Below are 23,132 nucleotides of genomic sequence, written 5' to 3'. Positions count from 1 at the left end.
CCGTGCGACGCCGCAGCACGGCTCCCCGCCGGCTTTGGAGCGCAAGTGCGTCGACGCAGACCTTTCTCCCGATTGTCCGTTTCCCTTGCCCTGGCGGCGTTCTCGGCCGGTTCGCTGGTCGCCGCGGCCGGCACCGCCCAGGCCGCCACGCCGCTGCCTTCCCACGTCTTCGCCCCCTACTTCGAGGCGTGGACGGGGGAGAGCCCGGCCGCGCTCGCCCAGGCGTCCGGGGCCAAGCACCTGACGATGGCGTTCATCCAGGCCGCCACCAAGGGCTCGTGCACCGTCTACTGGAACGGTGACACCGGGATGCCGATCGCCAACGGCACCTTCGGCGCCGACATCGCCACCATCCGCTCCCGCGGCGGTGACGTCATCCCGTCGTTCGGCGGCTACACCGCCGACAACACCGGCACCGAGATCGCCGACAGCTGCACCAACGTCGACTCGATCGCCGCCGCCTACGAATCGGTGATCACCACCTACGACGTCCCGCGCCTCGACATGGACATCGAGGACAACTCGCTCACCAATTCAGCCGGGATCGACCGGCGCAACAAGGCGATCAAGAAGGTCCAGGACTGGGCCGCCGCCTCCGGCCGGTCGCTGCAGATCTCCTACACCCTGCCCACGACCACCCGGGGCCTGGCCGACAGCGGCCTCGCCGTGCTGCGCAACGCCGTCACCAACGGCACCCGCGTCGACGTCGTCAACATGATGACCTTCGACTACTACGACAACGCCGCGCACGAGATGGCCACCGACACCCAGACCTCGGCCACCGGCCTGGTCTCCCAGCTCGCCGGCCTGTACCCGGGCAAGACGCAGGCGCAGCTGTGGGCCAGCGTCGGGATCACCGAGATGATCGGCGTCGACGACTTCGGCCCCGCCGAGACGTTCACCACCGCCGACGCGGCCACCGTCTACAACTGGGCCGTCTCCAAGGGCATCAACGAACTGTCCTTCTGGGCGCTGCAACGGGACAACGGCGGCTGCCCGGGCGGGGCCGCGGCGGACAACTGCTCCGGCATCAGCCAGTCCCAGTGGTTCTTCAGCCACGCCTTCGAGCCGTTCACCGGCGGCACGACCGTGCCGGGCAACGACTTCTCCCTCGCCGCGAACCCGTCCTCGGCCGCGGTGAACCCGGGCGCCTCGACGTCGGCGACGGTCACCACCGCCGTGACGTCCGGCTCCGCCCAGCCGGTCACCCTCTCGGTCTCCGGCGCGCCCGCCGGGGTCACCGCGTCGGTCAGCCCCGGCTCGGTCACCGCCGGCGGCAGCGCGACGCTCTCGGTCGCCACCACCTCGGCCGCCGTCCCCGGCGTCTACCCGCTGACCGTCACCGGCGCCGGGACCTCCGGCAGCCACAGCGCCACCTTCACCCTCACCGTCAACGGCACCGTGCCGACCGGCTCGGTCGTCAACGGCGGGTTCGAGACCGGCGCGCTGAGCCCGTGGGTCGGCGCGGGCGACTCGGTCGTCTCCTCGCCCGCGCACTCGGGCACGAAGGCGCTGCAGGTGGCGGCGACGGCGTCGTCCACCGGTGAGGCCGCGCAGAACATCACGCTCGCGCCGAACCACGCCTACACCCTCAAGGCGTGGGTGCAGGGTAGCTACGCCTACCTCGGGGTCCGGGGCGGCGCGACCGCCAGCACGTGGACCTCGGCCAGCGGCTGGACGCAGCTGTCGGTGCCGTTCACGACCGGCGCGTCGGGAGCCGTGACGATCTACGTCCACGGCTGGTACGGCCAGGGGTCGGTGTACGCCGACGACTTCACCCTCGGCTGAGGAAGAACGGCCCGGTCCGCCCCGCACCTGCCCGCGGGGCGGACCGGGCCGTTCGGCCGTACCCCCGCTGCGCAAGGTGGAGGTTGGCCGGGGCACCGCGGACCGAAAGACTGGATCTCCCGCCAGCGAGGAGGACTCCATGCCCCACATCCCGCTCGACCCGGAGCTGCCCGGGATCCGGTCGCTCATGGCCTACCGGCCCGAGACCGCGGTCCCGCTCAACCTGCTGGCCCAGACACTCCTGCGCGGGCCGAGCAGCCTGACGGTCGGCGAGCGCGAGCTGATCGCGGCGGTCGTGTCGAACGGCAACGAGTGCCGCTTCTGCCACGGCAGCCACGCCGCCGCGGCGGCCGAAACCCTCGACGGCGGCCGCGCGGTGGTCGACGCGGCGTGCGCCGGGGTCGACGACGCGCCCGTGTCGGAGAAGCTCAAGGCGCTGCTGCGGATCGCGCTGGCCGTGCGGGAGACCGGCCGCAACGTCACCGACGAGCTCGTCGCCGCGGCCCGGGCCCAGGACGCGACCGACCTCGAACTGCACGACACCGTGCTGATCGCGGCCGCGTTCTGCATGTACAACCGCTACGTCGACGGGCTCGCCACGGTCGCGCCCGAAGACCCCGCGGCCTACGAGCAGATGGGCAAGGTCCTGGCCGCCGAGGGCTACGGACGCTGACGCACGCCGGCGGCGGGCCTACGCGGGCTGCAGCACGAAGTCGTAACGGGCTTCGAGCCACGGCTCGTCGGAGTGCCCGCCGTCCGGGGTCGGCCCCGGCTCGCGGGACTCGAAGGTCACGACCAGCTCCTGCTTGGTGCCGAACACGACGTCGCTGTCGAGGTACTCGGCGCCCTCCTGGAACAGGTGCGTGATCAGCGGCTCGTACCCGGCCGCGTTGATCAGGAAGTGCACGTGCGCCGGCCGGTAGTGGCTGATGTCGGTGCCGCTGATCAGCTCGCCGACCGGGCCGTCCATCGGGATCGAGTAGCCCTTCGGCGCGATCGTGCGCAGGCAGTACGACCCGTCGGCGCGCGTGGCGTACTTCGCGCGCAGCCGCGCCTCGTCGATGCCGGGGATCTGCGACTCGTACGCGCCTTCCTCGTCGGCCTGCCAGACGTCGAGGACCGCGCCGCCGACGGGGGAGCCGTCGAGGCCGGTGACCGTGCCGGTGACGTAGAGCGGCGCGCCCGGGAGGCCGTCGGACATGTCGCCGCCGAAGTCCTTCTCCGGTGAGCCGTCGATGTGGAACGGGCCGAGCACCGTCGCGGGCGTGGCCTTCGCGTCGAAGGCGTGGTTCATCTGCACGACCAGCATGCTCAGGCCCAGTACGTCGGAGGCGAGGATGAACTCCTCGCGCTTCTCGTCGCTGATCTGCCCGGTCTCGGTGAGCCACTTCATCGCGGCCATCCACTCGGTCTCGCTCAAGCGGACTTCGCGGGCGAAGGCGTGCAGGTGACGCACGAGCGCGGCCATCAGCTCCGCGGTCCGCGGGTCGTGCGCGCTCGCCCAGCGCCGCGCGGCGAGCTCGGTGATGTTGTCCTCGGTGACCAGCTGCATCGGCGTTCCTCTCAGGATTCCGGGTCCGGGGCGACGGACCGGTTGTTCAGGTCGACCGACAGGAAGATGTCGTTCGCGACGGGGTGGCGCAGCTCCTCGGCGAGCTGCCCGATCAGCCCGGCCGTCCGGGCCAGCAGCGCGAACCCGCGCAGCAGCTCCAGCGGCAGGCCGAGGTCGGCGAGCGCGGCGCCGCAGACGCCCGCGCCGTTGAGCGGCAGCGTCTTGCCGAGCACCTGGGGGTGCACCCGGCCGATCGCCGCGAACAGCTCCAGGTGCGGGCCGCGCAGGCCCTCTTCGGCGGCGATCTCGAACAGCCGCGCCGTGCGCGGGTCGCCGTCCTTGTGCACGTGGTGCCCGAGCCCGGGGACGAACTTCCGTTGCGCCCGCATGCTTTCGACGGTCTTCAACGCCAGCGCGTCCCACCCGGCCTCGTCGGTCGGCAGCTCGACACCCGTGAGGACGTCGTGGAGGAACCGGCCGCAGTCCTCGGTGACACCGAGGAAGCGCGAACCGCCGCCGAGCAGGCCCGCGGCGAGCGCGCCCTGGACCGAGTCGGGTGCCGAGAGGTAGGTCAGCCGGGTGACGATCGCGGTCGGGGTGAACCCGTGGTCGGCGAGGGCGGCCAGTACCGCTTCGAAGACCCGCGTTTCGCCTTTGGACGGACGCCGTTGCGTGGCGAGCCAGAACGCCAGCTCGCCGAAGCCGACCTCGCCCATCACGTCCTGGGCGAGGTCCTGGCCGAGCAGGGTGATCTTGTCCCGAGTGGACGCACCGAGGGCCGTTTCGTAGACCGGCTGGTCAGCCATCGCCGTCCTCCCGTGGGGTGGTCAGCCACGCTCGCAGCTCGGCGCCGTGCTCGTCCAGCTCCGGCGGGGGCAGCCGGTAGGCGGCGGGGGTGGCGGAGAAGCGGATGGGGTGGCGGGTGGTCGGCACCGCGCGGTCGCCCTCGCCGACCTCGACGATCGGGTCGAGGCCGAAGCGCTCGGCCATCGCGAAGCCGCCGTCGATGGTGTTGATCGGCCCGCACGGCACACCGACCTTCGTCAGCGCCTCGAACCACTCGACCGCGCCGCGCGTGGCCAGCCGCTCAACGAGGATCGGCCGGAGTTGCTCGCGGTTCTTGGTGCGGTCGGCGTTGCGCGCGAACCGCGGGTCGTCGGGGACGTCGGGCAGGTCCAGGACTTCGCACAGCCGGCGGAACTGGCCGTCGTTGGCCGCGGCGACGATCAGGTCGTTGTCCGCGGTGGGCAGCGGCTCGTACGGGAAGACGCTGGGGTGGGCGTTGCCCATCCGGTACGGCACCACCCCGCCGGCCGCGTAGGCCGAGCTGTGGTTGACCAGCCCGGTCAGCGCCGAGGACAGCAGGTTGACCTCGACGTGCTGTCCTTCGCCGGTGGTGTCGCGGTGGCGCAGCGCGGCGAGGATGCCGATCACGGCGTGGTTGCCGGCCATCACGTCGAACACCGAGATCCCGGCCCGGTACGGCGGGCCGTCCGGGTCGCCGGTCAGGCTCATCAGCCCGGAGATCGCCTGCACCATCAGGTCGTACCCGGGCACGTGCGCGCCCTCGCCCGAGCCGAACCCGCTGATCGACGCGTACACCGACCCCGGGTTGGCGGTCCGGACGCTGTCGTAGTCGAGGCCGTACTTGGCCAGGCCGCCCGGCTTGAAGTTCTCGATCAGGATGTCCGCGCGGGCCGCCAGCTCGCGGGCGACGACGGCGTCGGCTTCGTCGCGCAGGTCCAGGGCGATGGAGCGCTTCCCGCGGTTGATCCCCAGGTAGTAGGTCGAGACGTCGCCGCGCACCGGCGGCATCCACGTCCGGGTCTCGTCACCCTGCGGGCCTTCGACCTTGACGACCTCGGCGCCCAGGTCGGCCAGCAGCATCGTGGCGTACGGCCCGGCGAGCACCCGGGAGAAGTCCGCGACCAGCAGCCCGGTCAGCGGACCGGCCGCGTTGTTGTCCACCCGAACCCTCGCCTTCCGACGTCCGTCAGTCGGACGTGTGTCCGCTCAGTCTGGGGTAGCGGGCTCGCCGCGGTCAAGACGCCGGGACCGTCACGTGCGGGACGTCGGCCAGCCGGGCGAAGTCGGCGCTGATGTCCCCGGCGGCCTGCAGCAGCAGCGGCAGGTGGTGCTCCAGCAGCCGGTCGACCGGCGTCTCGGCGGCGTGGCAGTTGACGTTGACCCCGGCGATCACCCGGCCCGACCCGTCGCGCAGCGGCGCGGCGACCGACCGGATACCCAGCGCGAGCTGCTCGTCGGTCAGCGCCCAGCCACGGGCCCGGACCTCGCGCAGTTCGGCGTCGCGCTCGGCCCGGTCCGGCCGCCAGCGCGCGACCAGCCCGGAGCGCGTCGGCTCGGCCAGCACCGCCTCGAGTTCGTCGAGGGGCAGCGCGGCGAGCTGGACCTTGCCCAGCGACGTCGGCAGCGCCGGGAACCGGGTGCCGATCTGCACGGTGAGCCCCACGATCTTCGGCACCGCCACCCGGGCCACGTAGACGATGTCCGAGCCGTCGAGCTGGGCGATCGAGCACGATTCGTTGGTGCGCGCGACCAGCCGTTCCAGGTGCGGGCGGGCGACGTCCCACAGGCCGGCCGAGCGCACGTAGGCGACGCCGAGGTCGAGCACCCGCGGCGTCAGGGAGTAGCCGCGGCCGTCGGTGCGGACGTAGCCGAGCTCTTCGAGGGTCAGCAGGATCCGCCGGGCCGTCGGGCGGGCCAGGTTCGCCGCCGTGGCCACCTCGGCCAGCGTCATCGCCTGCTGGTGCGGGCGGAACGCCGTGATGACCTCGAGCCCGCGCGCGAGCGCTTCGATGAAGTCGGGACCGGTTCCCTCGCGTGGCATCGCGACCTCCCTCTGGCATGGCACGGCCCTCACGGGCAGCGTAGCGGCGGGGATTGACACCGGCCCGGCACTGGGCAAAAGTGACTGCGCCCAGCCTGTGTCCGTCCAGCGGACGAGTGTACGCAGAAATTGCGCAGAGAAGAGGCAGCGATGACGCAGCCCACCGACGGCAGACCCGTACTCCTGCGGGGCGGCACGGTGCTGACCCTCGACGAAAGCCGCCGGGTCCTCGGCGACACCGACGTCCTGGTCACCGGCGACCGGATCGCCGCGATCGGCCCCGCGCTGGAGGCCCCGCCGGGCGCGGTCGAGATCGACGCGGCGGGCGGCATCGTCATGCCGGGCATGATCGACACCCACCGGCACATGTGGCAGACGGCCATGCGCGGCTACGGCGCCGACTGGACGCTGACCCAGTACTTCGTCTGGTACTACCTGGAGTGGGGCAAGATCTTCCGTCCCGAGGACATCCACGCCGGCAACCTGCTGGGCGCGTGGGAAGCCCTCGAAGCGGGCGTCACGACCACAGTGGACTGGTCACACGGCCTGCAGACCACCCAGCACGCCGACGCCGCCGCCGACGCCCTCGAGGCCGTGCCCGGCCGGTTCGTGCTGGCCTACGGCAACATCCAGGACGCCCCGGCCACCTGGACGGGCACGCCGGAGTTCCGCGACTTCGTCTCCCGCCGCGCCGGCGGCGACCTCGGCTTCCAGCTCGCCTTCGACGTCACCGGCGACCCGGCGTTCCCCGAGAAGCCGGCGTTCGAGGTGGCACGCGAGCTGGGCGTGCCGGTGACGACCCACGCGGGTGTCTGGGGCGCGACCGGCGACGACGGCATCCGGCTGATGTACGAGAACGGCTTCATGACGCCGGAGACGGTCTACGTCCACAGCGCGTCCCTCTCGGCCGACTCCTACCACCGCATCGCGGCCACCGGCGGCTCGGTGTCGGTGTCGACCGAGAGCGAGCAGAGCGCCGGGCAGGGCTACCCGCCCACCTGGGCCCTGCGCGCCTACGGCATCCCGGTGTCGCTGTCGATGGACACGTCGGTCTGGTGGAGCGGCGACCTGTTCTCGGCGATGCGCTCCACCCTCGGCGCGGACCGCTCGCGCGAGCACCTGGAGGCCCACAAGCTGGGCGAGACGGTGACGCACGCGGCGTTGCGCGCGGAGCAGGTGGTGGAGTGGGCCACCCGCGGCGGCGCCACGGCTTTGGGTCGCTCGGCCGACCTGGGCAGCCTCGAGGTCGGCAAGAAGGCGGACGTGGTGCTGCTGAAGAACGACGCCTCGCCGGTGTCGTTCCCGCTGCTGAACCCGTACGGCCACGTGGCGTTCCAGGCGCAGCGGGCCGACGTCCACACGGTCCTGGTCGACGGCCGGATCGTGAAGGCCGACGGCCGGCTCGTCGGCGTGGACCTGCCCGCGGTCCGCCGCGAGGTGGAGTCCACAGTGGACTACCTGCGCTCCCAGCTGGGCGAGGAAGCGTGGCGGCAGGGGATGAACCCCGACGTCCCCGAGACGAAGGTGCTCGACAACCCGTACACCTACACCACCTACCAGAGCGACTCCACCCACGGCGGCTAGCCGGTCAGAGGCTCTTCGCCCACTCTGCGACGGTCACGACGTCGCCGCGGCGGGCGAAGACGTCGTTCACCAGCGTGTCGTGCAAGGCCGGGTTCCGGTCGGCGCAGGCGTCGGACAGCACGGTGACCGCGTAGTCGAGGTCGACGGCCTGCAGGGTGGTGGACAGGACGACGCCGCTCGTGGCGATCCCGGCCAGCACCAGGTGGGTGACGTCCTGCGCGTCGAGGAGCTGCCGGAGGTTGTTGCCGGCGAAGGCGCTGACGCGGTTCTTGACCACGACGATCTCGCCGCCGTCGGGCGCGACGTCGTCGTGGATGGCGGCGTCGGGGTCGTCGGCGGTGAACAGGTGGCCGGGCAGGGAACCGAACATCCTGTTGCGCGGGTGGGCGTCGACGTGGCCTGCGCGCAGCTGGACGACGATGTGGATGACCGGAACCCCGGCGGCGCGGGCGGCCTCGAGCGCCTCGACGGCGCGGGGCAGGTAGTCGTCGGGAACGTGCGTGAGGTTGGCGCGCTGCAGGTCCATCAGCAGCAGGGCGGTGCGGGACAAGGAGATGCCTTTCAGTCGGTTCCCGGCGCGCGGACGCGGCCGAGGGTGCGGTCGAAGAGCGTGACGAGCAGGTAGAGCACGCCGGCGGCGAGCATCACCCAGGCCAGCTCGTGCATGCCGCCGGTGTCGGCGCGGTCGCCGAAGGAGATCGCGGTGGTGGCGGACGCGATCATCGAGCCGACGTAGGCGAAGGTGCGCAGCAGCCCGGCCGAGGACGCGGTGCGCTCGGGGTCGGCCTGGAAGTAGACGGCGTTCTGCAGGGCCAGGTTGTTCAGCCCCTGCGGGACACCGAAGATCAGCGCGACCAGCAGCAGCATCCACAGTGGACTCTCCCCGCCCAGGGTGAGCATCACCAGGCAGGCCGCGATCTGCCCGACCGCGCCGACCAGGAGCTTGCCGCGCACGCCCCGGCGTCGCCCGGCCACGAGCGAGACGCCGATCGCCGTGACGAACATCGGGATCTGCACCAGCCCGGCGTGGAACGCCGAGAGCCCGAACCCCTCCTCGGTCCACTGGCTGAAGCCGTAGAGGAAGGAATAGGCCACGACGTAGGCGACGACCGCGCGGGCGTAGGTCGCCAGCAGCGGGGTGTTGCCGCCCAATACCCGCAGGTCGATGAACGGGCTCGCGGCCCGCAGCTCCCGCACCCCGAACGCGGCGCCCGCGGCGACGGTGATCACCAGCAGGTACCCGTTGCGGAGATGCAGGTTCATCAGGAACAGCAGCAGCGACACGAGCATCGCGGCGAACAGGCCCATGCCGGGCAGGTCCAGCCGGGCGGCCAGGTTGCCGCGCTCGGGGGAGTCTCCGGTGTGCTTGGGCAGGCGCAGCAGTCCCAAGAGGACGGCCGCGGCCGCGAGCGGGACGTTGAGCGCGAACGTCGCCCGCCAGCCACCCACTCCGATCAGCAGCCCGCCCAGCAGCGGGCCGACGACGGCGATGGTCTGGTTGGCCACGGCCAGCGCGGTCAGCACCCCGTTGGGGTTGTCCTCACCCGTGCGCCGGGACTCGCTGCGCAGCAACGCCATCGAGGCGGGATAACCGGCGCAGGTCCCGAACCCGAGCAGGACCCGCGACGCGATCAGCACCTCCATGTTCGGCGCGAACGTGCCCAGCACGCCGGCCAGGCCGACGAGGGTGGTGCCGGCGAGGAACAACCGCCGCGGGCCGAAGAGGTCGATGAGCCGGCCCATCACCGGCTGGCCGAGCGAGGTGGCCAGGTACAGCGCGGACACCAGCCACGCCGTTTCCGACGGCGGCGCCCCCAGCGCGCGGCCGATGGGGATCAGCGCGACGGAGATGATCGTGGAGTTGATCGGGTTCAGCACCGAACCCAGCAGCATCGGCGGCAGCAGCCGCCGGTCGAACCTGGTCGCGGTCGCCGTCCGTTCACTCATCGGTCAGCCTTTCCAGTACGTCCATGGCGGCGATCACCACCTGTCGTTCTTCTTCCGTGCACCGCTCCTGCAGCTGCCCGGCGAGCCATTCGCTCCGGGCCTGGCGCCCCACCTCGACCCGCTTGAGCCCCTCGGTGGTCAGGCTGACCAGCACGCGCCGCCCGTCGTCGGGGTCCGGGTTGCGCTCGATCAGCCCCAGCGCGGCGAGCGCCGCGAGCGTCGAGGTCATCGACTGGTGCCGCACCCCCTCCGCGGCGGCGAGCTGGCTGGCCGTGACGCCCTGCCAGCCGCTGAGGCGCGCGAGGACGGAGGCCTGGCCGAAGGTGAGGTCCTCGTCCTGCGCGGCGTTGAGGATGCGGCGCCGCAGCCGGCCGATGACCGTGCGGACCACCTGGGAGGCCTGGATCGAGGACGGCGCGAAGTCTTCACTCACAATGTGCAGCTTAGACTGCGCATCACAAACTGTCCAGTTTTGACTGCGCACTTTCCGGGCACGACGGAACCCGGCGACGACGGACGTCGCGGGCTACCTCGAGGCGTTCCGCGTGCTCGACGCGTATTCGGTGAGCGCGGTGCGGTTCTGCAGGTTCGACTTGGCCATCAGGCTCGCCACGTGCTTCTCCACCGTGCGCGGCGAGATGTGCAGGCGGCGGGCGATGTCCTTGTTGCCCATGTTGTCCGCCAGCAGCTGCAGCACCTCGTACTCCCGCACGGTCACCCCCGCGGAGCGCAGGTCGGCCGGGAGCCGGTCCGAGCCTTCGCGGCGCTGGCCCACCGGGGCGCCGATCTTGCGCAGCAGGCCGCGGCACGCACTGGCCACGGCCGTGATGCCGGCCTGGTGGAAGTACTCCTCGGCTTCTTTCAGCCACGTGACCGGGTCGCCCCAGCCGTCGGCCGCGGCGGACTCGGCGATCATGCGCAGCCCGAGGTGACGGCTGACCGGGAACGGCGCTGCGGTCTCGACCGCCCGCGCGAGCGCCTCGTCGGCGAGGCCGGCCTCGCCCGCGCGGCCGTGCCGCACCGCCTCGCCCAGCTGCACGAACTGCCGGTTCCAGCGCATCCCGCTGACCGCGGCCCGGGGGCCGTCGAGATCGGTCTCCGTCCCGTCGAGCGCCTCGATCAGCAGGCGCAGCCCGTGCTGGCCCGCCAGGTGGAACCGGCTCGGCTGCTGCTCTTCCAGCGCCATGACCTGCGCCAGCTCGCGGCGCGCGCGGTCGGCGTCCTCTTCGAGCAGCGAACAGAACACCTGCGCCAGCCCGACGCTCAGCACGAGCTCCTGCGCGCCGGCGCCGCCCTCCGCGCGGAAGTCCTCGAGCGCACGTTCCATCCGCGGCCGGTCCGCCTGGTGCGCGGCCACCATCGCGCGGGTCATGTGCGTGTACTGCTGCAGCGCGACCAGCCGGAGCCGGCCCAGCACCGCGAGGTTCTCGCCCAGGATCGTCTCCGCCTGCGCGAACTCGCCCCGCATCACCGCGTGCACCGCGCGGCTCGCGTCGACCGCACAGGTCAGCGTGATCGCCCCGGTGCGCTGGGCCTCCGCGCGGGCCAGGTCGAACGTGCGGACGTCGCCCTCGGCGAGCATCCGGTGCCCGCCGAGGCGGACGAGCACCTGGGTGCGCAGGTGCGTCAGCTGGTGCCGCTCGGCCATCCGCCGCGCGAGCTGCAGGTACCGCTCGGCCTCGGCCAGGTCCGTCTCCAGCGCCACCATGCCGAGGACCTGCAGCGCCTGGCACGACACGAACGGCACGCCGGCACGCTCGGCGACCTCCCACGCCTGCTCGGCCAGCTTCCGGGCCCGCTCGGTGTGCGCCGGACCCGGGATGTCGAGCCACAGCGACGCTTCGACGGCGTCGAGGCCGGCCTTCTGCTCTTCGGTGATCTCACCGCCGAGCGGGGCGCGGGCCTGCTCGATCTGGTTGAGGCACTCGTCGTACCGCCCGCCGATGTAGGCCGCCCACGCCAGCTGGATGTGCAGGTCGACGGCCCGTTCCAGGCGGCCGATCTCGGCGAAGCGGGCGGAGAACTCGACGGCCCGGTCGAACTGCCCGGTCTGCCCGAGCGCGTGCAGCAGCGACTCCAGGGCGTCGGCCCGGTCGTCGGGGCCCGCCGTGGCCAGCAGCTCGACGGCGCGGATCAGCATCGTCACCGCCGTGTCGGCCGCGCCGCCGTCGAGCGCGCGGCGGCCGGCCTCGGCGAACAGCCGCCCGGCGCCGGGGTGGTCCATCGCCGTCAGCCGCAGCGTCGCGGCCAGCGCGCACAGCTCACCGGGCAAACCGGGGTGCAGCTGCTCGACGGCGTCGGCCGCCCGCCGCGCCAGGTTGGCCTTCGTCGAAGGCACGAGCCGGGCCAGCAGGGCCTCGGCGGTCAGCGGGTGGCGGAAGGCGTACCAGCCCGGGGTGGTCTCATCGGTGGTGACCAGGTGCGCGGCGACGCTGGCGCTGATGTGGTTGTGCAGCATGCGGTCGTCCATGTCGGTCACCGCCTGCACCACCGAAAGCGGGAACCGCCGGCCCAGCACCGCGGCCACCGACAGCAGCGTCTCGCCGTCCGCGCCGAGCGCGTCCACCCGGGTGGCGATGCTGCTGATCAACGCCTCGGGCACCCGGGCCTGCAGCTCGCCCACCACCTGCCAGCCGGACGGCCCGCCGACGAGCAGGCCGTCGCCGAGCATGCCGTGCAGCAGCTCCTCGACGACGAACGGCACCCCTTCGCTGTTCTGCCACAACAGGTTCGCGACGGCGGCGGGAACCATCGCCGGTTCGGTCTCCAGGCAGGCGGCCGCGAACTCGCGGGTGCGCCCGGCGTCCAGACGGGTCAGCTCGAAGGTGTGGCTCGATGAGCGCTGCGCCGCCGCGGTCGCCAGGCGCAGCGCCTCACCCGGCTCGTTGCGCAGCGTGCCGATCAGCATCACCTGGCTGGAGGCCAGGTTGTCGACGAGGTACTCGACGATGAACAGCGACTCGGCGTCGGCGTTGTGCAGGTCCTCCAGCACGATCAGGCAGCCGCCGTCGCGGCCGGCGACCGACAGCAGCCGGAACACCGCTTCGGCCAGCACGAGCAGGTTGCCGTTGTCGTGCGGCCGGTCGCCGCGGTACCAGTCGGGCACGAGCCGGGCGAGCACCGGCACGAGCGGGTCGAGCTCGGGCGCCGAGGGCGGGAGCCCGCCGCGGAAGTGCGACAGCAGCGCTTCGGCCAGCGGCCGGAACGGCACCATCGGGCCGATCGAGCTGGCCCGGCCGCGCAGCACCGGCACCCCGCTCGCCAGCGCCCGCGAGGCGATGTCGGCCGCGAGCCGGGACTTCCCGATTCCGCCCTCGCCGACAAGGAAGAAGGCCCCACCGTGGTCGGTGCGGGCCTCCTCCAAAGCCTGGGACAGGGCGTCGAGCTCCCTGTCGCGCCCGATCAGGCGCGTAGAACGGATGCCCATCGCGGTCACTATAACCGGACGGGACCCCTCCGGACGTAGGCCGAATTGCCCACGCCCGGAGCGTCTCACTATTCGGCGAAACCGCCGGTGACGACCGTGATGTCCATCGTGGTCAGAGAGTTCTGGCTCGCGCGCGCCGCCTTGCCCGAGAGGGCGTGGTTGCGGGCACCGCAGCGGGAGGTGCGGGGGAGGATCAAGTCGCCGATCGGGTTGTCCTGGCCGGCGAAGTCGTGCTCGGTCATGCGGGTGGCTCCACTCTCGGTAGTACTGGGGGGATGAGGGGTTACTGGGGGAAACCGACGGTGAAGACGGGCGTGATGTCCAGGGTGCTCATGTCGTGCTGGCTCGGCCGCGCCGGCCGCCCGGACAGCGCGCGGTTGCGGGCGCCGGACCGGGAGGTGCGGGGGAGCGTCAAGTCGCCGATCGGGTTGTCCTGGCCGGAGAAGTCCTGCTCGCTCATGGGGTGACTCCGCTCTCGGTGGTTCTCGGGCGTGCGGGGCGAAGGACGTCAGAGGGCGAACGTGCCGTTGGTGACGACGGTCGGGGTGCCGAGCGTGTCCAACGTGACCCCGGACAACCGGGGCCGCGTCCCGGCCAGCGCCTGGTTGCGCGCGCCGGAGCGGTTCGCGCGGGGGAGCACCAGGGCGCCGACGGTGGCTTCGACGGTCTCGGCGGTGTTTTCGGGCATCGTGCGTTTCTCCTCTGGAGGGTGGGGTGGGGAAAGGGTCAGCGAGTCGGTGGCTGCAGCAGCAGCGCGGACGGGACGCGGGGGCCGAAACCCAGGCGCAGCAGGCCGTAGCCGATCCCGGCCAGGCCGGTGAGCAGGCCCGGAGAGGGCACGGCGTCCGGGGTGCCGCAGCGCGCGCCGTCCTGCTCGACGGCGGTCAGCAGCTGCCCGGTCCGGCGCTCCACGGCGGCCGCGGCGCCGGCGTGACCGGTCTCCGCCAGGACGCCGAGGACGTCGGTGATGCCGGTTTCGCCGTGGCACAGGCTCAGGTCGCGCAGCGGGTCCTGGGCGGCCAGGCGCCGGACCTGCTCGTCGAGACCGCCCAGCACGTCGGGGTCCCCGGCGTAGGCGAGCACCTGCCCGGCCAGGCCGGAGCACCAGCCGTGGCCGGTCGCCGCGGTGGCCGGCGGCAGGGTCGCCGTCTCCCGCGGGTGCCCGATCAGGGCCCAGTCGACGCCGGCCGCGCCGTGCGCGAACCCGGGGTCGGCGAGATCGGGGTCGATGGACCGGCCGGCGAGCTCGGCGGCGTAGGCGTCGGCCAGCACGGTCGCGCTTTCGAGGCCGGTCTGGGTGGCGACCGAGCGCAGCGCGACCAGGCCACCGGCGAGACCGGTGGTGAACCGCGGCGACGTCTCCGGCGTCGCGGCCGGCATCACCGCGACGGTCCGGGCGGCCAGCTCCAGCAGGTCGGGGCGGTCGAGCAGCCGCGAGAGGCGGGCCAGGGCGTAGGCGACGCCGCCGAGCCCGAGCAGCCCGCCGCAGCCGGCCGCCTCCGCGAGCTCCGGGTCGGCTTCGAGCGTGGAAACCAGCCACGGCAGACCGGACAGCGCCTTCCCGGCCAGGTCGCGGTAGCGGTCGATGCCGGTCAGGTCCGCGAGCTGGGCCAGGAACAGCGCCACCCCGGTGTACCCCTCGCCGAGCCCGGCGCCCATCGGCAGCACGGTCCAGTACTTCTCGTCGACGAGCTCGAGCCCGACCCAGTTGACGCGCCCGCCCGCCGAGGACGCGCGGGCGATGATCGCGTCGGCGATCCCGCACGCGGCCGAGAGCAGGTGCGCGGGCTCGGGGCTCTTGCTCGGCAGCACGCCGTCGGTGACGCCGGTGCCCGCGTGGGTCTCCTCGGCCGGGCTGGTGGCCAGCGCGGCGGAGATCAGCCACTCCTGGTCACGCCGGTCGATCGTGGTCATCCCGGCGGTCTTCGCCAGCACCGACGCCAGCGGCGTCGCGGGAAGCAGCCCGGGCAGCCGCGTGCCTTCGGTGTCCCGCAGGTCGGCCGAACCCGGCTCGCCGGTGAACATCGGGACGTCGCCCGCCCACAGGTCGGTCAGCTCGGACTCGACCAGCGCGCGGCGGACGTCGTCGGTGCTGTCGTCGTGCAGCAGCGCGAACGCGTCGTCGCGGGCGGCCGCGTCGGCCAGCAGCGACGGGTGCGTCGTCTCGTCGAGCATCCGGGCGTAGAAGCTGGTCGGGCGGACCAGGATCCGGATCTGGTGCGCGGCGCAGCGCTGCAGCAGCGGCGCCAGTTCGGCCGCGCCGGTGGCGATGGCGTCGTAGCCGGCGCGGAACCCGGCCAGCAGGGCGGCGCCGTGTTCGGCCGGTTCGACGTCGACCCCGCCGAGGGTGGGCCGGTTGACCCCGGCGCCGGGGCCGCCGGGGACGCGGGCCAGCCGCATCCGGTCGGTGCCCGCGTCCAGCCAGTCGACGCGCTCGAGCGCCGGGGCCGTGACCCGCCCGCCGCCGAGGCCGGAGATGTCCACCGCGCCGTGCTCACCGACGATCATCTGCGGCAGCAGCATCGTGCGGTGCACCGAGCGGGCCAGCAGGACCGACGCGGGATCGGCGTCGAGGTCGAGCTCCTCCGCGGCCAGCACCGGCTGGAACAGCGTCTCGATGTCGATCAGCACCGGCTGGTCGCCGGCGGCGATGATGTTCTCGAAGTGCACGTCGGTCCCGTCGAGGGCGTGCAGCAGAGCGAGCAGCACCCCCTGGCGGCGGTAGAACCGGTCGACCTCGGTGAGGTCCGCGCACGGCCGGTGCTCGACGAACCGGAGCCAGCCGTACCCGGGCCGGACCAGGACCTCGGCCGTCTGCAGCTCCAGACCCGGGACGCGGGGGTTGAGCCAGCCGACGACGTCGGAGAAGGCCGCGTGCAGCCCCAGCGGCCGCGGCTTGTAGACGACCCGGGCGCCGCCCTCGAACCGGAGTTCGCGGACCGAACGGCCGCGCTGGTGCGCGTCACCCGTGCCGCCCGTGATCCCGGCCAGCCGGCCGAGGTCGCCGGTGCCGACCAGCCCGGCCAGCGCGTCACAGTCGGCGGTGTAGCGGCCGAGCAGCTCGGTGGCCGACTCGATCGCGTACAGCCCGGCCTGCGCGACGAGCCGCGCGAGCACCGGGTAGCGGTGCAGCAGGTCCGTGAGCCCGGCGGTGGTGCCGGCCTGACGGACGAAGTCGGCGAAACGCTCTTCGCCGGTCTCCCCGGTGAGACGGTCGGCCCGGCGGGCCCGGCCCAGCTCCAGCACCAGCGTGCGGGCGGCGAGCCCGGCGAGCTGGTGACCCAGCTGCGCGGCGCAGCCCTCCGCGACCGGCACGACGTCGACGGCGGGCGCACCCGCTGCGGCGTCGGCGATCGCGGCGCGGACCGCGCCGACGAACGGGTGGAACACGGACGCGAACGCCGTGCGCCAGCTCGGGCCCGGCGCCGGCGCGACAGGTGCCGCCGTCGCGAGCGCCGTCTCGGCGAAGTCCACCCACGCGGGGCGGAGGCCGCCGGACCGCCGCTCACGCGGGGTCAGGCCGGCCGCCCACCAGGTGGGCGGGAGCGTCGTCGTCGCCGGGTTCGGCTGCGGGGGAATCACGAGATCGAGCATGACAGCGGGTGACCTGGGTTACATGGGGGTGCTACGCCCGCATTCCGGGTGGGTATGGGGGCGTTCTGGGGGCTTATAGGGGCACGGGCGGGGAAACGCCTGGTCGCGAACCCGCCGGTTGCGCCGAACGGACGTGGCGGTTGCGCCGTCCGGCGGGCGGGTCCGCATGGGTGTGGGCGGGCGACGAGCACCCGGCCGACGCCGTGGATCACCCACGTGGGGCACCCCGGCGTACCGGGTTCCGCACTCGCGCGCGCGGCCGCGACGCCCGCGCGCGAGGCGGCCATGGGGGCTCGGGCCGTCGCCGGAATGCGGGGACGCGGCACCCATGTGCGCCGGCCGCCTGCCGATGACTATTCGTCGTGACAGTTCGTGGCCAGCACCCGCCGCGCCGCGGACGTTCCCCGATCTCAAGGGAGCGAGCGCACGATGACCACCTTCCAGATCGAGCAGCACCCCGACCGGCCCGGCGTGGCCGGGGAGCCACCGCTCAAGTTCGTCCTGTCCAGCGTCCAGTCCGACTCGCACATGTGGAACCTCGTCGCCCTCCAGCTGATCATGGAGGAGATGGGGCACGAGGTGCTCAACCTCGGCGCCTGCGTCCCGGTCGAGCGGCTGCTGGCCGCCTGCCGCGACGAGCGGCCGGACTGCCTGGTGATCAGCACCATCAACGGCCACGGCCACGTCGACGGCGCCCGGGTGATCTCCGCCCTGCGGGCCGACCCCGAGCTGACCGGGCTGCCCGCCGTCATCGGCGGCAAGCTCGGCGTCCGCGGCGACGCCAACAGCGAGCTGCAGGCCGAGCTGCTGGCGCTGGGCTACGACGCGGTCTTCCACGTCGGCGCCGGCGACTCCGGTCAGGCCATCGAGTCCTTCCGCGAGTTCGTCGCCGCGAACGTCCGGACCTTGCGGTGAGCGCTGCCCGGTCGGTGTTCAGCAGCTTCGTGGCCGAGCACCGCCGCAGCCGGACGCTGCTCGTCCAGCCGCGGATGGGGTTCTCGGATCCCGCCATGATGCGCCGCGGGCTGCACGCGGTCGCCGGGGCCGGGGTGCCGGCCGTCGGCACCGTGACGCTCGACAGCTACACCCGCACCGGGCAGCACGACCTCGCCGCGATGTCGATCGAGTCCGGCGTCCAGCTCAACGGCTACCCGCTCGTGGCCCTCGGCACCGGCGTCACCGCCGAGGTGCTGGACGGCCTCTTCGGCCCGCGGTTCCCGATCCAGATGCGGCACGGTTCGCCGCAGCCGGAGGACATCTTCGCCGCGATGCTCGAATCCGGCCTGGACGCCTCCGAAGGCGGCCCGGTGTCCTACTGCCTGCCCTACAGCAGCGTGCCGCTGCGGACGGCGACGGCGTCGTGGTCCCGGTCGGCGACGCTGCTGGCGTCCCAGGCCGACCGCGGCGTGCTCTGCCACCTGGAGAGCTTCGGCGGCTGCATGCTCGGGCAGCTGTGCCCGCCCGGGCTGCTCGTCGCGCTTTCGGTGCTGGAGTGCCTGTTCTTCGCCGAACACGGCGTGCGCAGCGTGTCCGCCAGCTACGCCCAGCAGACCAGCCCCGAGCAGGACGCCGAGGCGCTGTGGGCGATGCGGCGGCTGTGCGCCGAAGAGCTCGCGGGCGTCGACCACCACGTCGTCCTCTACACCTACATGGGCCTGTTCCCGGAAAGCGCCGCCGGAGCACGGGAGCTGCTCGCCGACAGCGTGCGGCTGGCCGTGCGCACCGGCACCGAGCGGCTGATCGTCAAGACCACCGCCGAGGCCCACCGGATCCCGACCGTCGAAGAGAACGTGGACGCGCTGCGGCTGGCCCACGCCACCGCCCTCGACCAGCCCGCACCCGGCCTGCCGCCCGCCGGGGACACCGAGGTCTACCTGCAGGCCCGCCTGCTCGTCGACGAGGTGCGCTCCCTAGCGCCCACCTTGACCGAGGCGCTGCCGGCGGCGTTCGAACGCGGCCTGCTCGACGTCCCGTACTGCCTGCACCCCGACAACGGCAACGAAACCCGGTGCGTGCTCGACGACGAAGGCCGCCTGCAGTGGTGGCACACCGGGCGGATGCCGCTGCCGGCCGCGCTCGGCGGCCGCCGCAGCCGCGACCGGGTCAGCGCGACCCGGATGCTCGCCGACCTGTCCTACCACCGGCGGCGGCTCGATCCCGTCCTGCCGGGCCCGAGCCCCGAACCCGCCCGCGCCTGAACCACCTCCGCCGACCCAGCTGGGAGTGAAATCGCCATGGAGTACACCGATCCCGCCGCCGTGCCGCCGGACCCGCGCACGCACCTGACCGCGGAGACGACCAAGCACGTGCTGCGGCTGCAGCACCGGATGGTCACCGAGGCCCGCGCGTTCCTCGGCGGCCGCGGCTTCGTCGAGCTGCTGCCGCCGGTGATCGGCCCGGTCACCGACCCGGGAGGCCGCGGCGCGAAGCAGGTGGACGTCGACTACTACGGCCACCGCTACAAGCTGATGACCAGCGCGATCCTCTACAAGCAGGCGTCGCTGCTGGGCTTCGACAAGATCTTCTACGTCGCCCCGAACGTCCGCCTCGAGCCGCTGGAGACGGCGAACACCAGCCGCCACCTCGCCGAGTTCCACCAGCTCGACGTCGAGGTCTCCGGCGCGTCCCGCGACGACGTCCTCGACCTGCTGCAGGACCTCGTCGCCCACGTCGTGCGGCGGGTCGTCGAGGACGCCGGCGACGTGCTGGAGGCCCTCGGCCGCGATTCGGGCGCGTTCACCGACCTGCTCGGCGGCGCGTTCGGCCGGCTGTCGCACACCACCGCCGTCGAGACCCTGCGCGAACTCGGCCACCCGCAGAGCGCGGACGCCGAGATCGACTGGGCGGGCGAGGCGATCCTGTCGGAGAAGCACGCCCGGCCGTTCTTCCTCGTCGACTACCCCAAGGGCTCGCGCGGGTTCTACGACCGCGAAGCCACGTCCCAGCCCGGGATCCTGCGCAACTTCGACCTGATCGCGCCGGAGGGGTACGGCGAGCTGTGCAGCGGCAGCGAACGCGAGCACGAGTACGGCCGGATCGTCACGCGGATGCGCGAGACGGGGGAGAACCCGGCCAAGTACGCCTGGTACCTCGACCTGGTCCGCGAAGGCATCCCGGCCAGCGCCGGGTTCGGCCTCGGCGTCCAGCGGTTCACCCGCTACGTCGCCGGGCTCGACGCGGTGTGGCAGGCCACGGCGTTCCCCAAGCTGCCGGGCGTGGTGTCACCGTGACCGCGCTGCACGCCGGGGGCTTCCCCGAGGACGACGTCCGGGCGCGGGCCCGGCTGGGTGCCGCCGCGGTCTTCCCGCCCGCGGCCGAGTACGGGACGACGCTGTTCGGGTTCTCCGCCGGTGTCTCGGGTGATTCGTTGGAGTCGGCTCGGCTGGTGCCGCCGGTGTTCATGCCGCGACGGCTGGAGAAGCTGATCGAGCTGGGCCGCGAACCGCTGTACGGCGACGTCGCGCTCGACACCGTCATCGGCGGGTTCGCTTCGGCGCTGCCGCTGTACCTCTCGGCGTTCGGCTCGACGCAGGTCGCCGGCGCCGGGCTCGGCGCGGCGGCGAGCGCCCAGGCCGCGCGCCTGGGCATCCCGATGGTGGTCGGCGAGAACGTCGTCCCGGTCCACGGCCACGGCCGCGTGGGTGGCGCGGCGGCGGGCACGCTACTGGAGCGCCTGCGGGCGTACGGCGACGCGGTCCCGGACGGCCTCGGCGGCGTCGTCGTGCAGCAGAGCACCGAAGACGCGGACGCCGAGGTCTGGAACCTCGTGTACTCGGACCCGTCGGCGGCCCCGCTGCTGGACTCCGGGCGGCTGGCGTTCGAGCTGAAGGTGGGCCAGGGCGCGAAGCCCGGCCTCGGCGGGATGACCTTGGTCGACTCCGCGTCGGCGGACCGGCTCGCCGAGCAGTACACAGTGGACCTCGCGCTGGGCGAGGGGGTGCTCCGCAGCAGCAGCCCCGGGACGTTCACCTCGGAGATCCTGCGCCAGCAGATCCGCCTGATGCGCAACAACTTCCCGCGTGCCGGCGTCTGGGTGAAGCTGCTGCCCGGCCGTGACGTCGCTTCGGCGGCCGCGGTGGCCTGGGCGGCGGGTGCGGACGCGGTGACGGTCGACGGTGCCGAGGGCGGCACCGGCTGGGCACCGACGGCGTTCCTCGGCGTCGGCCTCCCGCTGGCCGAGTGCCTGTCGCGGATCGGCACGCCGGAGGGCTGCCTGCTGACGTCCGGCCGGATGTGGGAAGGCACCCGGGTGGCGAAGGTCCTGGCGCTCGGGGCTCGGGCGGCCGGTCTGGGCCGTGCGGCGTTGCTGGCGGTGGACACCGACCCGCGTGAGGGCTTGGTCCGGTTCGTGGAGGCTTTGGCACTGGAACTGCGGCTGTTGATCAGCGCGCTGGGCCAGTACCGCGCGGACGCCCTGACCTCGGAAGACGTCTGGTTCCCGGGCCAGGCCGACGCGGTTCGTGAGCAGGTGCTGTCATGACCGCCCGGTTGTGGAGCCTGCCGCAGCTCGTCGTGAGTGGTAAGGCGGGTTCTAACCCTCCTAAACACTCACGACCCCCGTCCGGCACGACGGGTCTGCCGCGGCTTGTCGTGAGTGGGAAACAGTGTTCTAACCCTGTTTCCCACTCACGACCCCGGGCCGGCGGGGTTGCCTTCCCGGCTGGGTTGTCCACCTCGGACTCCGCCGGAGGTGCGGCATGACCGCCGAACAGGCGAGCCTGCCGGATGTCGCCCCGGCTGGTCCGGCGAGCGTGCTGCCTATCGCGGCCACCCCGGGCACCGCTGGCGGACGGGCGACCGCGATGCCCGGCCCTGGCGGCCCGGGGAGCGTGCTGGGTACCTCGGCCAAACCGGGCGCCGTCGCGGCCGAGTTGGGCGCGGCAGTCGGGCCTGGGCCGAGTGTTGCCGCGAACCTTCCGCGTACCGCTGCCAGGCCCGAAACGGCCATCGCCGAGCCGGGCGTGGGCGCGTCCCGGGCGCTGCCTGCTCCTTTCCTTGGGCTGGTTCTGGCCATGGGGTTGTCCTCCTTCGGGGATGCCGTCTGGTTGATCGCCCTCTCCGTCACCCTCGTCGGGTCCGCTGGGCCCGCGCTTGCCGGGCTCGTGCTCGCTCTGGGCTCGCTGCCCAAGGTGCTCACCCTGCTCGTCGGCGGGGCCGTCGCCGATCGGACCGGGCCTCGGCGGGTGTTGATCGCCACCGATCTCGTGCGGGCGGCCGCCATGGTCACCGGGGCCGTCTGTGTGCTGTTCGCCGGGCCTTCGCTGCCGCTGCTGACCGGGCTGATCGTCGTCATGGCCGTGGCCAGTGCCTTCTTCATCCCGGCCTCCGACGCGCTGCGGCCCAACCTGCTGCCGCCCGAGCACCTCGTGCGGGGCAACGCCGTCTACCTCGCCGCCGTGCGCGGGGGGCAGGCCGCCGGTGGGGCGCTCGGGTCGTGGCTGGCCGGGCTCGGCGGGCTCGTCACCGTCGCCGTCGTCAACGGGGTCAGCTTCCTCGTCTCGGCCGTCGCCGCCGGCAACACGAAGACGATGAGCAAGGCCGAACCCCGCGAACGCGTGAAGGTCAAGCAGCTCCTGAAAGACATCGGTGAGGGCTGCCGTTACGTCGCCGTCCGCCCGGCGCTGCGCACCGCCATGATCGTCACCGGCCTGCTGGAACTCAGCGGTGCCGGGCCGATCAACCTCGGGCTTGTCCTGCTCGGCGGGCAGAAGGGCGCCGGCTGGCTGCTCACCGCCATGACGCTCGGCGCGTCACTGGCCTTCATCGTCTCCGTCAGGTGGCCACCCCGCGCACGGGCCGGGCTGCTGGCCACCTGCGGGCTCGGCGCCCAGGTCGGTTGCCTGGCCCTGCTCGCCACGGGCTCCCTGGCCGTCAGCATCGCCGCGTTCTTCGCACTGGGCCTGGTCGCCGGGCTCACCGCGCTGGTGCTGGTGTCGCTGGCCCAACGCTGGTCCGCGCCCGAGATGCGCGGCCGGGTCATGTCGATCCTCGCGCTGTTCACCCTGGCCGCCACCCCGATCGGCAACCTCCTGATCGGCGTCATGGTCGAGGCGCTCGGCGTCCCGCTCACCATGTTCGCCCACGCCGCGGTCGCGCTCGTCGCGTTCGCCCTGCTCGTCGCTACCCCGGCACTCGGCCGGGCCGCCCTCACAGAGGAGAAGAAGTCATGAGCAACCCCTTCGAAGACGAGAACGGCACCTTCCTGGTCCTGGTCAACGACGAGAACCAGCACTCGCTGTGGCCGTCCACAGTGGACGTCCCGGCCGGCTGGCGGACCGTGCACGGCGAGGACACCCGCGCCGCCTGCCTCGAGTACGTCGAGACGCACTGGACGGACCTGCGCCCGGCCAGCCTCGTCGCCTCGATGCGCTGACCCCCCACCCGCCGGCAGT

At 73.0% G+C, this 23,132-nt stretch carries 21 protein-coding genes; 9 read left to right on the top strand and 12 right to left on the bottom strand.

Annotated features, from left to right (window positions below):
* Positions 1-72 precede the first annotated feature (72 nt).
* Positions 73-1,788, top strand: a complete 1,716-nt coding sequence (locus VA596_RS17200; RefSeq protein WP_323328270.1) for a glycosyl hydrolase family 18 protein — start codon at positions 73-75, stop codon at positions 1,786-1,788.
* Between the two features lie 139 nt (positions 1,789-1,927).
* Positions 1,928-2,461 (top strand): carboxymuconolactone decarboxylase family protein, encoded by a 534-nt coding sequence (locus VA596_RS17195; protein WP_323328268.1) that lies wholly within the window; start codon positions 1,928-1,930, stop codon positions 2,459-2,461.
* An 18-nt stretch (positions 2,462-2,479) separates the two neighbouring features.
* Here VA596_RS17195 and VA596_RS17190 read toward each other — a convergent pair whose 3' ends face one another.
* The 4 genes from VA596_RS17190 to VA596_RS17175 all read right to left on the bottom strand — a co-directional run bounded on the left by VA596_RS17190 (position 2,480) and on the right by VA596_RS17175 (position 6,188).
* Positions 2,480-3,340 (bottom strand): dioxygenase family protein, encoded by an 861-nt coding sequence (locus VA596_RS17190; RefSeq protein WP_323328266.1) that lies wholly within the window; start codon positions 3,338-3,340, stop codon positions 2,480-2,482.
* An 11-nt stretch (positions 3,341-3,351) separates the two neighbouring features.
* Positions 3,352-4,146 carry a citryl-CoA lyase gene (locus tag VA596_RS17185; RefSeq protein ID WP_323328264.1) on the bottom strand — a complete coding sequence of 265 codons (795 nt, stop codon included), beginning with the start codon at positions 4,144-4,146 and terminating at the stop codon, positions 3,352-3,354.
* Complete coding sequence (locus VA596_RS17180) at positions 4,139-5,308, bottom strand: CaiB/BaiF CoA transferase family protein (RefSeq protein ID WP_323328262.1); 1,170 nt, start codon at positions 5,306-5,308, stop codon at positions 4,139-4,141. Before VA596_RS17180 ends, VA596_RS17185 begins: the two co-directional genes overlap by 8 nt.
* A 73-nt stretch (positions 5,309-5,381) precedes the next feature.
* Positions 5,382-6,188 (bottom strand): IclR family transcriptional regulator domain-containing protein, encoded by an 807-nt coding sequence (locus tag VA596_RS17175; protein ID WP_323328260.1) that lies wholly within the window; start codon positions 6,186-6,188, stop codon positions 5,382-5,384.
* Between the two features lie 150 nt (positions 6,189-6,338).
* Here VA596_RS17175 and VA596_RS17170 point away from each other — a divergent pair, with 150 nt between their 5' ends.
* Positions 6,339-7,772 (top strand): amidohydrolase family protein, encoded by a 1,434-nt coding sequence (locus VA596_RS17170; RefSeq protein ID WP_323328258.1) that lies wholly within the window; start codon positions 6,339-6,341, stop codon positions 7,770-7,772.
* Between the two features lie 4 nt (positions 7,773-7,776).
* On the opposite strand, the gene VA596_RS17165 is transcribed toward VA596_RS17170, so the two are convergent.
* The 8 genes from VA596_RS17165 to VA596_RS17130 all read right to left on the bottom strand — a co-directional run bounded on the left by VA596_RS17165 (position 7,777) and on the right by VA596_RS17130 (position 16,740).
* Positions 7,777-8,322 (bottom strand): cysteine hydrolase family protein, encoded by a 546-nt coding sequence (locus tag VA596_RS17165; RefSeq protein ID WP_323328255.1) that lies wholly within the window; start codon positions 8,320-8,322, stop codon positions 7,777-7,779.
* Positions 8,323-8,333: 11 nt separating this feature from the next.
* Entirely contained in the window at positions 8,334-9,719 is a 1,386-nt protein-coding gene (locus VA596_RS17160; protein ID WP_323328254.1) for an MFS transporter, read from the bottom strand.
* Entirely contained in the window at positions 9,712-10,152 is a 441-nt protein-coding gene (locus VA596_RS17155; protein WP_323328252.1) for a MarR family winged helix-turn-helix transcriptional regulator, read from the bottom strand. The genes VA596_RS17160 and VA596_RS17155 overlap by 8 nt, the downstream gene beginning before the upstream one ends.
* Positions 10,153-10,245: 93 nt before the next feature.
* A complete protein-coding gene (locus tag VA596_RS17150) occupies positions 10,246-13,146 on the bottom strand; it encodes a helix-turn-helix transcriptional regulator (RefSeq protein WP_323328250.1) in 2,901 nt (966 codons plus the stop codon).
* A gap of 68 nt (positions 13,147-13,214) precedes the next feature.
* Complete coding sequence (locus VA596_RS17145; RefSeq protein ID WP_323328249.1) at positions 13,215-13,388, bottom strand: hypothetical protein; 174 nt, start codon at positions 13,386-13,388, stop codon at positions 13,215-13,217.
* Positions 13,389-13,429: 41 nt separating this feature from the next.
* A complete protein-coding gene (locus tag VA596_RS17140) occupies positions 13,430-13,606 on the bottom strand; it encodes a hypothetical protein (RefSeq protein ID WP_323328247.1) in 177 nt (58 codons plus the stop codon).
* Between the two features lie 48 nt (positions 13,607-13,654).
* On the bottom strand, positions 13,655-13,834 hold the full coding sequence (locus VA596_RS17135) for a hypothetical protein (protein WP_323328244.1): 180 nt from the start codon (positions 13,832-13,834) through the stop codon (positions 13,655-13,657).
* Positions 13,835-13,872: 38 nt separating this feature from the next.
* The gene (locus tag VA596_RS17130) at positions 13,873-16,740 is read right to left on the bottom strand and encodes a type 2 lanthipeptide synthetase LanM family protein (protein WP_323328242.1); all 2,868 of its coding nucleotides are present in this window, start codon (positions 16,738-16,740) and stop codon (positions 13,873-13,875) included.
* A 429-nt stretch (positions 16,741-17,169) separates the two neighbouring features.
* Here VA596_RS17130 and VA596_RS17125 point away from each other — a divergent pair, with 429 nt between their 5' ends.
* From VA596_RS17125 to VA596_RS17100, 6 genes are all read left to right on the top strand, one after another.
* Positions 17,170-17,655, top strand: coding sequence for a cobalamin B12-binding domain-containing protein (locus tag VA596_RS17125; protein ID WP_323328240.1), 486 nt, complete (start codon positions 17,170-17,172; stop codon positions 17,653-17,655).
* Positions 17,652-18,938 (top strand): methylaspartate mutase, encoded by a 1,287-nt coding sequence (locus VA596_RS17120; protein ID WP_323328238.1) that lies wholly within the window; start codon positions 17,652-17,654, stop codon positions 18,936-18,938. Before VA596_RS17125 ends, VA596_RS17120 begins: the two co-directional genes overlap by 4 nt.
* Positions 18,939-18,974: 36 nt before the next feature.
* Positions 18,975-19,970 carry an asparagine synthetase A gene (locus VA596_RS17115; RefSeq protein ID WP_323328236.1) on the top strand — a complete coding sequence of 332 codons (996 nt, stop codon included), beginning with the start codon at positions 18,975-18,977 and terminating at the stop codon, positions 19,968-19,970.
* Entirely contained in the window at positions 19,967-21,220 is a 1,254-nt protein-coding gene (locus VA596_RS17110) for a glutamate synthase-related protein (RefSeq protein ID WP_323328234.1), read from the top strand. Before VA596_RS17115 ends, VA596_RS17110 begins: the two co-directional genes overlap by 4 nt.
* A 532-nt stretch (positions 21,221-21,752) precedes the next feature.
* On the top strand, positions 21,753-22,910 hold the full coding sequence (locus tag VA596_RS17105) for an MFS transporter (protein ID WP_323328232.1): 1,158 nt from the start codon (positions 21,753-21,755) through the stop codon (positions 22,908-22,910).
* Positions 22,907-23,113, top strand: coding sequence for an MbtH family protein (locus VA596_RS17100; RefSeq protein WP_323328229.1), 207 nt, complete (start codon positions 22,907-22,909; stop codon positions 23,111-23,113). Before VA596_RS17105 ends, VA596_RS17100 begins: the two co-directional genes overlap by 4 nt.
* The last annotated feature ends 19 nt before the right edge of the window (positions 23,114-23,132 follow it).

Origin of the sequence: Amycolatopsis heterodermiae (genome assembly GCF_034929455.1) — a bacterium.
GTDB lineage: Bacteria > Actinomycetota > Actinomycetes > Mycobacteriales > Pseudonocardiaceae > Amycolatopsis > Amycolatopsis heterodermiae.
The sequence above is the reverse complement of the archived record's forward strand: the minus strand, read 5'-3'. Positions and strand labels throughout refer to the sequence as shown.

What these genes read in the sequence shown, in the direction of transcription:
- VA596_RS17195 (WP_323328268.1), top strand. Translation starts at nt 1,928, where the DNA reads ATGCCCCACATCCCGCTCGACCCGGAGCTGCCCGGGATCCGGTCGCTC.
- VA596_RS17190 (WP_323328266.1), bottom strand. Translation starts at nt 3,340, where the DNA reads ATGCAGCTGGTCACCGAGGACAACATCACCGAGCTCGCCGCGCGGCGC.
- VA596_RS17185 (WP_323328264.1), bottom strand. Translation starts at nt 4,146, where the DNA reads ATGGCTGACCAGCCGGTCTACGAAACGGCCCTCGGTGCGTCCACTCGG.
- VA596_RS17175 (WP_323328260.1), bottom strand. Translation starts at nt 6,188, where the DNA reads ATGCCACGCGAGGGAACCGGTCCCGACTTCATCGAAGCGCTCGCGCGC.
- VA596_RS17170 (WP_323328258.1), top strand. Translation starts at nt 6,339, where the DNA reads ATGACGCAGCCCACCGACGGCAGACCCGTACTCCTGCGGGGCGGCACG.
- VA596_RS17160 (WP_323328254.1), bottom strand. Translation starts at nt 9,719, where the DNA reads ATGAGTGAACGGACGGCGACCGCGACCAGGTTCGACCGGCGGCTGCTG.
- VA596_RS17150 (WP_323328250.1), bottom strand. Translation starts at nt 13,146, where the DNA reads ATGGGCATCCGTTCTACGCGCCTGATCGGGCGCGACAGGGAGCTCGAC.
- VA596_RS17145 (WP_323328249.1), bottom strand. Translation starts at nt 13,388, where the DNA reads ATGACCGAGCACGACTTCGCCGGCCAGGACAACCCGATCGGCGACTTG.
- VA596_RS17140 (WP_323328247.1), bottom strand. Translation starts at nt 13,606, where the DNA reads ATGAGCGAGCAGGACTTCTCCGGCCAGGACAACCCGATCGGCGACTTG.
- VA596_RS17135 (WP_323328244.1), bottom strand. Translation starts at nt 13,834, where the DNA reads ATGCCCGAAAACACCGCCGAGACCGTCGAAGCCACCGTCGGCGCCCTG.
- VA596_RS17130 (WP_323328242.1), bottom strand. Translation starts at nt 16,740, where the DNA reads ATGCTCGATCTCGTGATTCCCCCGCAGCCGAACCCGGCGACGACGACG.
- VA596_RS17125 (WP_323328240.1), top strand. Translation starts at nt 17,170, where the DNA reads ATGACCACCTTCCAGATCGAGCAGCACCCCGACCGGCCCGGCGTGGCC.
- VA596_RS17115 (WP_323328236.1), top strand. Translation starts at nt 18,975, where the DNA reads ATGGAGTACACCGATCCCGCCGCCGTGCCGCCGGACCCGCGCACGCAC.
- VA596_RS17105 (WP_323328232.1), top strand. Translation starts at nt 21,753, where the DNA reads ATGGGGTTGTCCTCCTTCGGGGATGCCGTCTGGTTGATCGCCCTCTCC.
- VA596_RS17100 (WP_323328229.1), top strand. Translation starts at nt 22,907, where the DNA reads ATGAGCAACCCCTTCGAAGACGAGAACGGCACCTTCCTGGTCCTGGTC.